Here is a 14,430-nt window from a genome sequence, read left to right on the forward strand (position 1 = left end):
GTTCGCCGAAACATCAACGGCGCCGGTCACCTTCGGGTGGCCGGCGCCGTGTGTGTCCCCGCCCTCACAGTACGAGCGTGACCGTGATTGCGACTGCGCAGGCCAAGCCGATGACAATGAGCGCCACCACATCTGCGCGACCCGGGCCGGCCTGATGGGCGGTGAGGCGGCCGGTACCGCCGCGGGCGGTGATCGCCTCGGACATCTCGGCGCTGCGCCGGAGCGCCGACGACATCGCCGCGGTGATCAGATCCATGATCCCCATCTCCGCCGACGGGTGGTCGCTACGCCCCTTGGCCGTCGGACGCAGTCGATGTGCCGCCCGCAGCATCCGCAACTCTTCGATCAGCAGCGGAAGACCCCTGAGGCACAACGCGATCGCGACCGCCCACTCGTCGACGGGCAGCCGGAACCACCGCAGTGGGCGCATCAGCCGCGCCAGCGCGGGCGCCACATCCGCCATGGGCGTGGTCCAGATGACGAGGATCGAACTCGCGACGAGGACGAGTGCGAGAGTGATCGCGCGCAGGAACACCAGGGCACCGGGAATGCCGGCGAACGACACGTTGAACGCGACACCGATGCCGATCAGTCCCCAGAACCACCACGGCGGACGAGGTATGGCGCCCAACGGGATTCCCGCGACCAGCGCGGTGATCACGACCACCGCGGCGACCATCCCGAGCGCAGGCCACGACGGCAGCACCCAGGTCATGATCCCGAGGATGAGGACGATCACGAGCTTGGTACCCGCCCACAGGCGGTGCACGAACGAGTCGCCCGGCACCTGCCGCAGCGGGACGGTACGCATCGTCATCGGGTTTCTCCATCCCAGCCGGGAGCCTGGTCGATCATCAGGTGCGAATCGGGCAGCAGACGACCGTCCACGAGTCGGACCCGGCGCGTACACACCGAGTCGAGCGATTCGAAGTCGTGGGAGATGATCACGATGGTCATCCCGTCGGCGCGCAGTCGGGCCAGAAGCGCGACGATCTCCTCGCGAGCGGGTGGATCGAGACCGGCCAGCGGTTCGTCGAGGACGAGCAGGTCGGGGCGGCGCGCGATGAGACCGGCCAGCACGACGCGGCGCATCTGCCCACCCGACAGCGCATCGACCTTGGTCGCCGCCATCTGGCGGGGCAACCCCACGAGTTCGAGGACGCGGGCGACCTCCGCGGTGCCCACCTTTTCGCCACCCGCGGCCATGATCTCGTCGGCGACGGTGACCTTCTGCAATTGCAAGCGCGCATGCTGGAATCCCAGCCCCACCGCACCGACACGGTCGGTCATCGGGGTGCCGGCGTCGAAACCGGCTCCGGGGTTGATCTTCTCGTGGATCTCCAGCAGACGGCACGTTCCGGTCCCGGGCGTGAGCAACCCCGCCATGATCCACGCGAGAGTGGTCTTGCCCGATCCGTTGCCGCCGACGATGAGGAGCCCCTCGCCGCGGTAGACCGTCAGCGAGATGTCATGCAGCGCGACGACCTCCCACGGGGAACCGGGGAGGTGGGCGTAGCCCACCTGGTCGAGAACGAGAAGCGGCCCGCCGATCCGCGAGGTCGGCGCCGAAGGCGTCGAGGGACGTGTCTGCGCCGGCGCCGCCAGGTCGGCGTCGGGACTCGGCATCCAATCCGGCGCGTGCGGCACCAGTCGACCCGCGGCCAGGTGGATCACCCGATCGGCCGCGGCCGCCTCGTTGCCGCGGTGGGTGACCAGCACGACGGCGATTCCCCGGCGCGCCGGTAGAGCCGCGAGCAGGGCCAGCAGTTGTCCCCGACCCTCCGGGTCGACCATCGAGGTCACCTCGTCGGCGATCAGGAGTTGCGGGTCACGGGCGAGCGCCCCGGCGATCGCCAACCGTTGCTGCTGACCGCCCGACAGGTCCGTGGTCTCCCGGTCGCCGAGGCCGTCGAGTCCGACCTCGGCGAGCAGCGCCTCGACGTCCACGTCGACACCGGGCGGCAGACCCCACACGACGTCGTCGGCGACACGCGAGCCCAACATCTGGATCTCCGGCCGCTGCAGGACGAGAGCGGTCCCCCCGCGCGCGCCCAGCCCCGGCAGACCCGGCCGACGGACCGTGCCCGTCGACGGGTGGCGACCGGCCAGGATCTTCGCCAGCGTCGACTTCCCCGAGCCGTTGGCGCCGACGACCGCGACGAATTCACCCGGGTCGATCCGCAGGTCGATCTCGTGGAGTACCGGGCGGGCCTCGGGCGCATAAGCGAATCCGACACGTTCGAAGACCACGGGAAGTGGCGCGATGCCCGCATCACGGGGTACGCCGGCAGCAGTGGCCGCCGCGAATACCGACGTGGCGGCGTCGAGCGTGTCCTCGCTCGGCACATCACGCAACCGGCTGATGACGGAACCGAGAATCCACCACGCGACGAGAAGCGAGATCGCGGTGCCGACGGTCCCGGACACCCAGACCCACACCCACCAGTGGTCGGCGATGCTCCGGCTCATGGCGTCGAGCCCGTCGGCGACGCCCCCGCTCGGGCCCCATCCGTGCAACCATTTCGCGACACCGTGGATGGAGTTGGTCATCGCCTCGATCGTCAGTTCACGAAGGGGCACCAGCACGAGCAGGATCAGCACGGAGATCCCGCCCAGCAGTGGCGACGCGACCAGGGTGGCCACCCCGAGCACGCCGATCCCCCGACCACGACGCTTGATGTCACCGACGAGCCCACCGACCAGCGCGGAACCCAGGACGGTTGCCATCGCGCCGGTTCCCGCCATCGCGAACGCCACGGCTGTGGTGGCCACCGTGGCGGTGAGCAGGGCCCGCGGCCTGGTGCGCGCCGCGATGAGGGCGAGCGGCACCGGGGCGAGCAGTCCGGCCGCCTGGGCCAGCGGGATGACCGACGCGATGACCACCGCCGCGACGGTCAGTCCGCCGAAGATCGCGACGGACGCGAACTCCATGGGTCGCAGCGGGGGCGAGTTCTTCACCGGTCCAGTGTGCCTGGTGTCGCGCTCCCCACCGGCGGGCGCAGCGTCCCCGGACCGCGGCTGTCGGTCGTTCGCATGTTAAAGATCCATCACAACACGGTGATTCGAGTTGTCGACGTCGCGCGGCGGGTGGATGGTCTTTCTCACCCGGGTCGGCTGTCGGTCCCCAGTCCGTGGATCATCCCGACGTCGCGCCCGGGTCGGAGGAGGACATGATGCAGTCGATTCCGATCGGGCTCACCCCGTTCCAGCACGAGGGCACGTTGAACGGGATACTCATCTCGGGCCGCTGGCCGGAGTCGACGCTGGAGTGGACCCAGACCCTCGTCGCATCGGTCCGCATCGCCTGCCGGCCGGGCTTCCTACCCACGACGACGATCTTCGGCGTGGTCGAGCAGCGTCCCGAACAGGGTGAGGCGGACACCGTCGGCATGATGGTCGCAATCGGCAACGTCGTCGACGACAGCTTCGTCGAAGCGGGACGGTTCCTGAACAACCCGCCGGCGCTGGTCATGCTGCACCCGCCCTCGCAGACGCGACCGTCACTGCCCGAGTGCTCGCAGGTCGCCTCCGGGTGTGTGCTGCTGCCCGGTCTCCCCGAACTCGGGCTCGAGCACCGGGCCGGCTGGGCCGAGGCGGAGGCCGACGGGACGGTGGTCAACCTCCGCAACCAGGTGGGCATCGACCCCAACGCCGACCCCGACACCGCGGTGCTTGCGATGCTTCTCGCAGCGTAGGGCGGGGCGGCTCCCCGAAGCCGTTCCGACGGGCTCCCGGGGCACCTGATTACGGCCACCCGAACATCTGGTTTTGATGGCCCTACCTGCGAAAATACGGCCATTCGACGAGTTGCGCCCGCGAGTTAGCCCTGACTAACCTGGCGTCCGTGATTGCCGCCCTGCTCCTGAGCTTCGGCGTGATCTTCGTTGCCGAGCTCGGTGACAAGTCACAGCTGATGGCGATGACCTATGCCCTGCGCTACCGCTGGTGGGTCATCCTCCTCGCGATCACCGTGGCCACCACCGCTGTCCACGCCGTCTCCGTCTTCTTCGGCCACTTCCTCGGGCTGTCCATACCCACCGCACTCCTGACCATCCTCGCCGGGCTGGCGATGCTGGTTTTCGGTCTGTGGACCCTCCGCGGCGACCGGCTCGACGACGAGGAGTCCAGCCGGGCGACTCGCGTGGGCGCCTCGGTGTTCTTCGCGGTCATGTCGGCGTTCTTCCTTGCCGAACTCGGCGACAAGACCATGCTCGCGACCATCACGCTCGCCACGGACAACGACTGGCTCGGGGTCTGGATCGGGTCCACGCTCGGCATGGTCGCCGCCGACGCGCTCGCCATCGGCGTGGGCGTGCTGCTGGGCCGTCACCTCCCCGAGCGGGTCATCGCCATCGGGGCGGCCGTCCTGTTCTTCGCCTTCGCGGCCTGGCTCATCGCCGACGGTCTGATCGGTGCATCGGTACCCGTGATCGCCGGCACCCTCAGCGCGGTCGTGGTCATCACCGGCGTCGGCGTCGTCTTGATCCGCCGCGAGACCCGACTCCGCACTCATAACAGCGCCCGAGCGCTCGTTCGGTAAAACAGAGGGCGGATCGGAGACCGTTTCCGGCACCTGACTATCGTGAAACTGCTGCACGAGCCGGAGCGGCGTCGCCGACGACGGCGGCGCGGCCGGCAGGAGAATGGGTCGGGAACCGCGAAAGGATCACTTCACACATGGACGTTTCAGGCGCTTCCGTACTGGTCACCGGCGGGGCTTCGGGCCTCGGCGCAGCCACCACACGGCGTTTCGCCGCAGCCGGCGCCCAGGTCTTCGGTCTCGACCTGCAGGCCTCGATCGACAAGGCCGCGCCCACCGACGGAGTCACGCTGGTCGCCGCCGATGTCACCGACGAGACCCAGGTCCAGGCCGCCATCGACACCATCGCCGAATCCGGTGCGCCGCTGCGCGTCGCGGTCAACTGCGCGGGCGTCGGCTGGGCTGCGCGAATCCTCGGCAAGAACGGCCCGCACGAACTCGACCTCTTCCGCAAGGTCATCGACATCAACCTGGTCGGCACCTTCAACGTCATGCGACTGGCCGCCAACCGTATGCAGGAGGAATCCACGATCGACGGCGACGGCCAGCGCGGCGTCATCATCAACACCGCGTCGGTGGCTGCCTTCGAAGGCCAGATCGGGCAGATCGCGTACGCGGCGTCGAAGGGCGGCGTGCACGCGATGACCATCTCCGCAGCGCGCGACCTCGCGCGGGTCGGCGTGCGCGTGTGCACCATCGCTCCCGGAACCATCAGCACCCCGATGCTGGCGGGCGTCACCCCCGAGTTCCAGAAGACCCTCGCCGAGGGCATCCCGTTCCCACAGCGTCTCGGCGAACCCGACGAGTACGCACAGCTCGCCGAGTTCATCGTCGCGCACAACTATCTCAACGGTGAGACCATCCGCATGGACGGTGCGATCCGCATGGCGCCCCGCTGATCCATGCGACTCCGTCGCGGCTGATCCATGCGACTCCGTCGCGGCTGATCCATGCGACTCCGTCGCGGCTGATCCATGCGACTCCGTCGCGGTTGATCTGAGCGACTCCGTCGCGTGAGAGCCGGCCGGCCGATCATCGACCGGCCGGCTCCTCGACGGCCTGTGGCGTCACCAGCGCACGGGCCAGCCGGATCAGCGGTGCGGCGTCGGCCTCCAGTCCGCCCCCCTCGGCCGGGGCCAGATCCCGGACGGTGCCGCCCGTTCCGTCACGCGGATCGTGCTCGGCGACGGCGGCCCGCAGCAACCTCGCCTGCACCGCGGGTTCGGCATAACCGAACACCGCGGGAATCCGAGGACTCAACTGGGTCAGCGCGTCTCGGGTCTCGACGACGCGCCGATGCAGACGTGTGGTCGGCGCCAGACGCCCGGCGTCGGGCAGGACCACCTCCGGCACGGCATCGGTCACCAGCCGCCACAGGGGTAGGAGTTCGGTGTCGAGGCGTCGGCGACGCCGGTTCGCGGCGACCGTCTGAATCCGCGCGTAGATCATCGGATAACTGATCCCCATCAGGAATGCGACGGCACCGACGACGGCGACGACCCGGTTCGTCGTCAGAAGCCACGGTGACCGAACGACATTCGTCGCGGAGACGACCACGAAGACGATCTGGCAGACGGCGCCGATCGCCAAGCACGTCAGGCCGGTCATCAGAAGACCAAGGGACACACGGAGATAGCCGTCCGCGGTGGCATAGAACTTGCGGACGCTGTTGACGCATGCGATGAAGCCGTACGTCAGGTACCCGCTCGCGATCAGCATGAAGAGTGCGAAACCCCAGTTCTGGACGGTCCATTCGTCGATGGTCGCGGTGCGGATCTCGACCGGGATGACCAGCATGGTCACCTGCAGCCCGACGAGTGCCATCACCAGTGGCAGCGCCTCCCAGCCGGCCCGGCGTTCACGCGTGACCTGCCCGGGGAAGAAGAACACCACCACGAGCGCCGCCACCCCGATGGCAAGGAGGGCGTAGAACGCCATCCGGGACAGACCGGCAAAGCCCACTTCGTTCAACACGTCGGCGACCGACTCGTCGACGACGACGAACGCAAGGGTCAGCGCCGCGACGGCCACCATCATCGCGAGCGGTTGCAGCCCCCACCCGCCGCGCCGGATCTGATCGAGGCGCCAGCAGAAGGCGAAGGCGAAGACGACGGCGGCGACCGCGTTGACCGCGCCGATGCCGACGTCGACCCCGGACGACAGGTTGACCGTCGGGCCCCCGCCCGCGACAGTGATCACGCCCAACAGGGACTCACATTCTCAGCGCGGTCGCAACCGGCGGGCACGTCACAACCACCCACGATGTCCACCGAGGAGCCGTTGCAACCCGCGCAGTTCGTCGTGCGACGCGGTGCTCCCGACGCCGGTACTGGCGTCCTCGGCCCAACCGAGGATCAGCGAGGCCAGCATCTCGGCTTCCCACTCGGCGTCGTCGGAATAGCACGTGCGCCGGAGCGCGGCCGTGGACTCGTCCTGCGTGAGGGCGGCGATGCCCTGTGCCGAGGCCTCACCCAGAACCTGGTGGCCGGCGATCAGATGGCCGAACTCGTGGATGACGATCTGATCGCGGTGCAGCCGTGACGTCTCGGCCTGGTGGAAGAAGTAATCCGCATCGGTGGCGGCCAACCAGATGCCGTTGGGGACACCCGCGGGCAGCGGGTGCGCGATCAGCCGGATGGGCCGACCGCGGCGATCGCCGTACCGTTCGCACAGCTGAGTGACGTCGAGGGGCAGATCGAGATCGAGCCCCTTCAACGTGGTCCGGCACAACGTACGCAATGCGCGCTCTGATCGACGCATGGCCTCATCGAATCATGAGCACTCACGACGCCGCGATCCACCCGCAGCGATCGACGTCACTGGCCTGTCCGGGCCGACACCCCTCGGTCCGGACGATCAGGCTCTGCGAGCGCCCCGGCTACGGTCAGTCGTCGCTGTTGTCCCCGACGACCCGCAGACGTGAATCGGCCGACGGCTTGCTGTCACCGAGTCCGGCCGCGATGACGTCCGGCGGATCCTTGGGCAGACCCTGCTGCTCCCGGAGCACCTTGATCAACTCGTTGACCACCGTGACGGAATCGCTCGAGAGTCCGGCCAGCCGAAATGCCGCCAGTTGGACGTTCGTGTCGGCCTGCAACCGCATCAGATCGATCTCGTCGCGAGTGCGCTGAGCCGCCCGGTCCTCGAGGAAGTAATGCACATCGACCCCGAAAGCGGCCGCGATGCCCTCCACCGTGCGGAACGACGGGGACTTGGCCTTCCCCGATCGCAGCTGGCTCAGATACGACTCGCCGAGCCGGAACCCCCGCTCGGTCGATCGAGCCGCGATCGCTTTCGCGCTGTACGCCCTACCGTTCGGACCAGGAACAGTCCGGAACAGTTCCTCGAGCCGCCGGGCGAACAGCCCGGGGTCGAGAGCATCCGTGTCCGTCGTCCTCGAACGATCGGAGTCGGTGCGTCCGGTGTCGCCCATAGGCTTCTCCGCCCCTCCTGAAGTCATGACAATCTTCTCCGAAACGCAAAATTTGAATTTGCAAGCATTAAAGCCCGCTGCACACGGCCGTCGCAACGATCGGTACGCTCAGAAAGTACCGGACTGCCGCGCTCGGCGCGTATCACCTGTGAAGATGGTGTAACGATCGTTAGTGTGGCGTTCTTCACATTCTTGGGGGTTATCGGTTGCCGACACGGATCCGGCAGGTGAACATTCGGCTCCGGCGCGGGGCGTGTGGCGGTGTGCTGCGCGGGTTCAGCGGCGTTGTCTCTCCCCACCGACTGTACGCCTGACGAAGAATGACCCACCGTCTCCCGTCTGACCCCGGCGCCCGTCCCAGGCCGCGCGGACTCGCCGTCCTCGTCGTCGTGATCGCCGCGATCGCGTTCATCGTCCTGGCGCCCGGGGTCGCATCGCCCGCACCGTCGGACCCCGGCTCGGCGGGGTCCGACTCGGCGGATTCGACGGGCACGGATTCGGGCTCGGTCCTCGACGCCACCGACGACGACGATGACGGCACCGGCACCGACTCCGACGAATCCGGGTCCTCGGCGACCGATGAGTCCGAGACCTCCGACTCGGACTCGACCGACGGCGGCACCACCGATCCCGAGACCACCGATCCGGAGACCACCGATCCGGAAACCACGGACGGGCCCTCGTCGCCGTTCCATCCCTGTGGATGCGGACCGTCGACCCCCACGACCGAGACATCGGACCCGACCACCACCGAGACCACGGACACCACCGACACGACGACAACGACGACAACGACGACAACGACGACAACGACGTCCGATGATCCGGACCCGACGACCACCGAACCCCAGACGTCATCCGCAGGCGACGGCGAGGACGGCGTCATCATCCGCGGCCGCCGCATGCCGGAGGCCGCCACGTCGACGCCGGACGGCGGTGCGGGCGGGTCTGATCCTGCAGGTGTTCCGTCCGGCACCGGGCCGGCGATCGGCGACGTACCGTCGGTCGCCCCGCCGAGCGGCGGCGGTTCGGCAGGGACGTCCGGATCGACCCCGTCCGCCGGTTCGGCGGGCGAGTCGGGTGCCGGCCGACCGGAAGCCGAGGCCGACCCCGACGACTCATCTGACGACACCGACGAGTCGCAGACGGTCGCAGGTGCCCCGCTGCCACCGGCGGGCCCGCCTCAGGCGTCGTCGGGGGCGCCCGACGACTCGACACTGACGTCGATGCGGAAATTCGTGCTCGGGGTGGCGCCCGGTGCGCTACTCCTGCTGGGCGCCGTCGCCCTGTTCGGCAGCGGGTCGTTCCTCGACTCGTTGCGGTCCATGCGCCCCTGAGTTGTTCCCGTCCGGGAACCGCTCGAGCAGCTCGCGCTCATGCGGTACCTGCGTGGCCGCGCCGTCGGCCATCCACTCGCGCAAGACCTTTGTGGCCCGGACGTCGTCCTCGTTGTACTCGAGGAGGCGCCGGCGCTGACCGGCGTCGGGGCGCCCGCCGCCGAGCGCCACGGCCGCCCGATACCACTCCATCGACGCCTCGCCGCTCGCATCCTCATCGCGCCACGAGAAACCCGCGACCGGCGCCACCCGTTTCAGTCCCTTGCCACGGGGGCAGATGAAGTTCTCGCCCACGGCCTCGTAGATGTCCACCCACTCCGATGACCCGATGAAGGCCCGGACCTCGGCACGGGTCGGCATGCCCGGTTCGTCCGGAAAGCGGTCCGCGGAACCCAGAAGCCACCGATTCTCCGCCTGCTGCGAGTAGCAGTAGGCCGCGAAAGTCTTTCCGGCGTCCCGCGCCGCAGCCCGTTCGGCCATCAGCCATCCCCAGAACTCGGCGAAGGACCGCGCCTCGTCGCGGGTGGGCAGCGGATCCCAGGTGACGAACGGGCGGTACTCCACGGGTACCGACGGATCGGTGGTGTCGGTGCGGAGCGTTCCCCACAGATACGCCCCGTGCTCGCCGTAGCTCTCCATGTCGACGTCGATCTCGATGTCGGCGCGGTGGACCCGGGGCGAGTCGACACGGCGTACGAGTTCGGTGCCGGTCAGCCACGCGATCGCGTTGACGACCGCGTCGCCGAACCGCACGCCACCCGGCCACCCCTCCGGGGGTGACCCGCGCTGGGCGGCGAGCTGATCGATCGTCGTGATCCCGGCGTCGATCAGCACCGTTCCCTGATTGCCGGACGCCACCAGACTGACGTCGCGCTTCTCCTCCAGCTCGGGTCCGCAGCGCACCCACCACGGACAGGATCGGCATTCGCTGATCCGCCGGGGCTCGGTCGGGACTGTGCCCGCGGCGACCGCCAGTCGGCGCTCGAGGACGGCGGAATAGTCGTCGAGCATCGCACCGGTGTCCAGGACGACGATGCAGTCGGCGTCCACACCGATGATCCCGCCGCGGAGATCCGCGGTGTCGGTCGACGACGCCCGGCCGATCTCGACGAGCATGGCGGTGAGTTGGGCCAGGCGGAGGTTGTCCCGGCGGTTGGGCCGGCCGGTCCGGTAGGGATCGGGGCTCGGCGCCCACGTCCAGAACGGACTCGTCACCAGGCCGGTCGGGCGTCCGTCCGGGTCTGGCGCCGACTTCGCGGGTTGGCTGACCCGGTGGTTCACGACGATGACCGGGATGTATCCGTCACCCACCCGGACCAGCAACTCCGAGTGGCCGCGCCGCCCGTGCGCCTCGTCGATGGGCAGCGTCGCGTTCCAGATCCATCCGGCGCCGTCATCGCAGGCTCGCAGCGTGGCCGCGACGCGGTCCGATGCGCTCGCGTCGGGGTCGACGACCACGAAGACCCCGGGCTGATCGCTGTGCACGCCTCGGAGCAGTTCGCGGATCGCAGCGCGATGATCGGCGGCAGCCTCCTTCCGGCGCTGCACACCGGGCGGGTCGGGCTCGTCGGCGGGACGCCGGGCGTGGGCGAAGTCGAGGGCCACGCGGTGCTCGCAGCCGGCGAGGTCGCGCGGCGACAACACGACAGGGGCCACGCCATCCCTTCCTGGCTCGGGCAGAGGAGACACGTGGTCGGATACAACCACATGTCATGCTTGTACTTGTTATCACGCGCACCTGACGCCGGGAGCGATGCGAGCGGGGCCACGGAAGTGCGGCGCCGGACGCGGGCAGCGAGCCGGTCGACCGGCGCCGGGAGCGGAACGAGAGCGGGCCGGGGGTCGACTGCGGTCTTCTCGCCACCAGCGAAAGGGCATTCGATGGGATTGTTCTCGTCCGACGGTACGACTCGAGCGCAGCGCAAGGCAGAGGCCAAGGCCCTCAAGGCCAAAGCCAAGCTGGAGGCGAAGTTCGACGCCAAGTCGCGGCGCAAGGAACACAAGGCTCGACGCAAGAACGAGCACAAGTACTTCCAGAAGGAGATGAAGGCCGAGCGCAAGACCGCCAAGCAGCTCGCCAAGTCCCAGACGAAGGTGAGCAAGGCCGAGGCGAAGAAGTTCGCCGTCGAGGCACAGGCGGCTGCTGACGCGAAGGCGCTCAGCCCGGCCAGTGTGAAGCGCTACCTCACCGTCGCGCGACTCGTGGCGCCGATCGCCGTACCCGTCGTCTACCGGGCCGCGGTCGCCGGTCGCGAGCAGCTCTCGACGCTGCAGGCGAATCGTGCCGGGGTCTCGCCGGAAGTGTTGCGCCAGTTCAGCGGTCACGGCGCCGCCCTGTCCGCGCGCATCGCCACCACCCGCACGGCCCTGGAGAAGGTCGTGGCCCAGGACACCAGTGCCGATGCCAAGGACTTCGTCGCCGCGATGACCAGGCGTCTCGACAACCTCGACATCGCGGTGCAGACCGCCGAGACGATGTCGGCCGGTCAGCGTCGCACCGCCCACAAGGCCATCGCCGACGAGCTCGAGGCCGTCGACGCCGACATCCTGGCCCGGCTCGGCGTCCGTTCCTGACACGAATCCCAGGGAACACAACGACTAAGATGGCCCCAAACGGGTCGCGCCGCGGAGTGGTCTCCGAGCGCGTGCCGGACACTTGCGAGGGAGCGCCGAATGACCGAGCCGGATCCGAACGTCACACCGTCCGACGGTGACCCGAACCGCGACGAGCAGGCACTGTTCCCGATCGCCGCACCGGGCGATCCCGGTTCCAGCAGCTCACCCGACGCTTCGGCGCCCGCACCCCAGCGGCCGGTAGCGAAGAAGCCGGCCAAGAAGGCGCCCGCGAAGAAGACCACACCGGAGACGGCGGCCGCGGAGTCCGGCGGAAACCAGCTCCCGCCGAAGAAGGCCGCCAAGAAGACACCCCCGGCGAAGGCGCCGGCCAAGAAGAGTCCGGCGAAGAAGGCAGCGGGCGTCGCACCGGCGAAGAAGTCGGCCGCCAAAAAGGCGCCGCCGAAGAAGGCACCGGCCAAGTCGGCGCCGCTCGTGCCGGAATCGCAGGCTCCGGCACCCGAACCCGAAGCGCCCCAGGTGCCGGCCCCGACCCCGGCGTCTCCTTCCGCCCCGCCGGTGACCCGTTCCCCGGAGCCGGCGTCCACCCCCCGTCCCGCCACCCCGCCCACACCCTCGGCTCCGCCGGCACATCCGCCGGTCGATGTGGTCGCCGAATCGGATGCTGCCCGAGCGACTTTCGCACAGCTGCGCTCGGGCTCCCCGACCGAGGCCCCGACCACCAACCTGACGCCCGCATTCGCCGGGCTGGCGGCCGCGGTCGCGCTGATCGTCTTCGTCGTGTTACGCCGTATCCTGCGCTGACGTCTCGTCCGCCGAGGCCGCACCCGGTCCGTGTGACCGCACCGGACCCGCTGCGCCGGAACCGGTGTACGGGCGGTTGACTCGGGCGAGGATCGCGGCCGCGACCTCGTCGGGGTGCGCCTCCGGGAGCCAGTGATCCGCGCCCGGAAGAGCGATGAACTCGTAGTTCGCCTCCACCCAGCCCGAACACAGCCGGGCCGCGGCCCCGCTGATCGCGACATCGGCGTCACCCCACACGAAAGTGGTCGGGACACGGACCGGTCGTGGCTCGGACCGCTTGTCCGGCAGGAACATCGCGCGATACCACCCCAGCGCGCCGCGCAATGCACCGTGGTCGCCGATCTCGGTTGCCACTCGCGATGCGAACGGCTGCGGGAGTCCCATCCGCTCCCCGAAATCCGGTTGTGTCCGCATCGCCCAGCCGAGGAGCTTGTCCGGCAGCACCGGAATCTGAAAGGCGGCCATGTACCAGGACCGGAGAATCTGGCCCCGGGGCATGGCACGCATGAACGCCCCGGCGTGCGGGACGGACAGAGCGGTGAGCGTCTCGACCCGGTCGGGATGATGCGCCGCCGCCGTCCACCCGACGATCGCACCCCAGTCGTGGCCGACGAGGTGCGCTCGCTCGATGTCGGCAGAGTCGAGCAGGGCGAGCACATCGGACACCAGCTCCCCCTGTGAGTAATCCCGTCGCCGCGTGGGCCGCGCGCCGGGCGAATAGCCGCGCTGGTCCGGTGCGAGTGTCCGAAATCCTTTGTCGTGCAATATCGGTGCAACGAGCTCCCAGCACGAGGCCCGCTGGGGGAAACCGTGCAGCAGCACGATGGGTTCTCCGTCTGCCGGTCCGGCGTCGATGACATCGAAGGTGTACGGTCCGCGACCGAATCGGGTGAGGCGTGTGGTCATCGATGACCTTCCTGTCGGTTCACACCAGCGCGAGTACCCGCGCCGGACCACCGGTGCCGCCGGCGAACCTCGGCGCGCCGACGACCACCGTCGAACCCTGCGCCGGAACGGCTTCCAGGTTCGCCATCGCCTCGACGGCGTATCGTCCGCTGCCGAGGATCGCGGTGTGGGCACCGGTGGCGCCGCGGATGTCGACGCTGAGCGTATCGGTCCCGATGGCCACGGCCCCCCGCTCGGTCACGAGCATGCCGACCGCGGCCGGCGAGAACCCGGCGGCATCCGCACCGCCGGTGCGTGGCCGCCACCCGGTGTGCAACGCGACCAGCGCGCCGCGAGGGATCGGCCCGTGAGTCGATTCCCATTCCGCGACATCACGTTCGGTCAACTGGGCCCGCCGGTCACGACGTGCCCTCGTCTCGATGCTGATCACCACCAGAGGTGCCACGAGGTCGGCCGGGTCGATGCGGTCGACGGTGATCCCGCGCCCGATCTTGTGGGCAGGGGCGTCGACGTGGGTACCGGTGTGCTCGGCGAACGAGACCCAGTTGGTCGAGAAGCCCGAATCTCTGCCCCGCACACGGGACGTCGGGACCGAGACCATGGGCGGATTACCCGGCCACACCGGGAACGACGGCGACAGCGTGTGGGTGAGGTCGACGACCCGGCCGACTGCCGCGCCGCCCGGCGCGCCTCGCGAGGGGGCAGCCAGGCCGGTTCCGGCCGCCATCGACGCCGAGATCCCGGTCGCCACACCGGCAGCAACCCTCAGCGCGGTTCGACGAGACATCCGACGGGCTTCGTCGTGGGCATGTCCGACGATCGCGTCGTCGCACACG

At 69.2% G+C, this 14,430-nt stretch carries 14 protein-coding genes; 6 read left to right on the forward strand and 8 right to left on the reverse strand.

The window, feature by feature from the left end:
- Positions 1–64: 64 nt before the first annotated feature.
- Positions 65–817: an energy-coupling factor transporter transmembrane component T family protein gene (locus tag ABIC25_RS12395; protein WP_004021424.1), complete on the reverse strand. Its 753-nt coding sequence runs from the start codon at positions 815–817 to the stop codon at positions 65–67.
- Entirely contained in the window at positions 814–2,958 is a 2,145-nt protein-coding gene (locus tag ABIC25_RS12400) for an ABC transporter ATP-binding protein (RefSeq protein ID WP_354561632.1), read from the reverse strand. Before ABIC25_RS12400 ends, ABIC25_RS12395 begins: the two co-directional genes overlap by 4 nt.
- Positions 2,959–3,173: 215 nt before the next feature.
- Between ABIC25_RS12400 and ABIC25_RS12405 the strand changes: the two genes are divergently transcribed.
- From ABIC25_RS12405 to ABIC25_RS12415, 3 genes are all read left to right on the forward strand, one after another.
- The gene (locus ABIC25_RS12405; RefSeq protein ID WP_058253731.1) at positions 3,174–3,695 is read left to right on the forward strand and encodes a hypothetical protein; all 522 of its coding nucleotides are present in this window, start codon (positions 3,174–3,176) and stop codon (positions 3,693–3,695) included.
- A 149-nt stretch (positions 3,696–3,844) separates the two neighbouring features.
- The gene (locus ABIC25_RS12410; protein WP_354561634.1) at positions 3,845–4,540 is read left to right on the forward strand and encodes a TMEM165/GDT1 family protein; all 696 of its coding nucleotides are present in this window, start codon (positions 3,845–3,847) and stop codon (positions 4,538–4,540) included.
- 137 nt (positions 4,541–4,677) lie between these two features.
- Positions 4,678–5,439 carry an SDR family NAD(P)-dependent oxidoreductase gene (locus ABIC25_RS12415; protein WP_004021428.1) on the forward strand — a complete coding sequence of 254 codons (762 nt, stop codon included), beginning with the start codon at positions 4,678–4,680 and terminating at the stop codon, positions 5,437–5,439.
- Between the two features lie 133 nt (positions 5,440–5,572).
- Here the strand turns inward: ABIC25_RS12415 and ABIC25_RS12420 are convergent, their stop codons facing one another.
- From ABIC25_RS12420 to ABIC25_RS12430, 3 genes are all read right to left on the reverse strand, one after another.
- Positions 5,573–6,739, reverse strand: a complete 1,167-nt coding sequence (locus ABIC25_RS12420) for an MAB_1171c family putative transporter (RefSeq protein ID WP_435529067.1) — start codon at positions 6,737–6,739, stop codon at positions 5,573–5,575.
- A gap of 48 nt (positions 6,740–6,787) precedes the next feature.
- On the reverse strand, positions 6,788–7,300 hold the full coding sequence (locus ABIC25_RS12425) for a hypothetical protein (RefSeq protein WP_004021430.1): 513 nt from the start codon (positions 7,298–7,300) through the stop codon (positions 6,788–6,790).
- Positions 7,301–7,424: 124 nt separating this feature from the next.
- The gene (locus tag ABIC25_RS12430) at positions 7,425–8,000 is read right to left on the reverse strand and encodes a helix-turn-helix transcriptional regulator (protein ID WP_004021431.1); all 576 of its coding nucleotides are present in this window, start codon (positions 7,998–8,000) and stop codon (positions 7,425–7,427) included.
- A 293-nt stretch (positions 8,001–8,293) separates the two neighbouring features.
- Between ABIC25_RS12430 and ABIC25_RS12435 the strand changes: the two genes are divergently transcribed.
- The gene (locus tag ABIC25_RS12435) at positions 8,294–9,310 is read left to right on the forward strand and encodes a hypothetical protein (RefSeq protein ID WP_354561637.1); all 1,017 of its coding nucleotides are present in this window, start codon (positions 8,294–8,296) and stop codon (positions 9,308–9,310) included.
- Here the strand turns inward: ABIC25_RS12435 and ABIC25_RS12440 are convergent.
- Positions 9,236–10,966 (reverse strand): TM0106 family RecB-like putative nuclease, encoded by a 1,731-nt coding sequence (locus ABIC25_RS12440; protein ID WP_354561638.1) that lies wholly within the window; start codon positions 10,964–10,966, stop codon positions 9,236–9,238. The two genes, ABIC25_RS12435 and ABIC25_RS12440, sit on opposite strands and share 75 nt — an antisense overlap.
- 225 nt (positions 10,967–11,191) lie before the next feature.
- Between ABIC25_RS12440 and ABIC25_RS12445 the strand changes: the two genes are divergently transcribed.
- Both ABIC25_RS12445 and ABIC25_RS12450 read left to right on the forward strand, forming a co-directional pair.
- Positions 11,192–11,884, forward strand: coding sequence for a DUF6474 family protein (locus tag ABIC25_RS12445; protein WP_354561640.1), 693 nt, complete (start codon positions 11,192–11,194; stop codon positions 11,882–11,884).
- A 99-nt stretch (positions 11,885–11,983) separates the two neighbouring features.
- A complete protein-coding gene (locus ABIC25_RS12450; protein WP_354561641.1) occupies positions 11,984–12,688 on the forward strand; it encodes a hypothetical protein in 705 nt (234 codons plus the stop codon).
- On the opposite strand, the gene ABIC25_RS12455 is transcribed toward ABIC25_RS12450, so the two are convergent.
- Both ABIC25_RS12455 and ABIC25_RS12460 read right to left on the reverse strand, forming a co-directional pair.
- Positions 12,668–13,594 (reverse strand): alpha/beta fold hydrolase, encoded by a 927-nt coding sequence (locus ABIC25_RS12455; protein WP_354561643.1) that lies wholly within the window; start codon positions 13,592–13,594, stop codon positions 12,668–12,670. The two genes, ABIC25_RS12450 and ABIC25_RS12455, sit on opposite strands and share 21 nt — an antisense overlap.
- 19 nt (positions 13,595–13,613) lie before the next feature.
- A complete protein-coding gene (locus ABIC25_RS12460) occupies positions 13,614–14,429 on the reverse strand; it encodes a cyclase family protein (RefSeq protein WP_354561644.1) in 816 nt (271 codons plus the stop codon).
- Between the last annotated feature and the right edge of the window lies 1 nt (position 14,430).

The sequence above is a fragment of the Gordonia sp. PvP123 genome, from assembly GCF_040547295.1.
In the GTDB taxonomy this organism is placed as follows: Bacteria; Actinomycetota; Actinomycetes; order Mycobacteriales; family Mycobacteriaceae; genus Gordonia; species Gordonia terrae.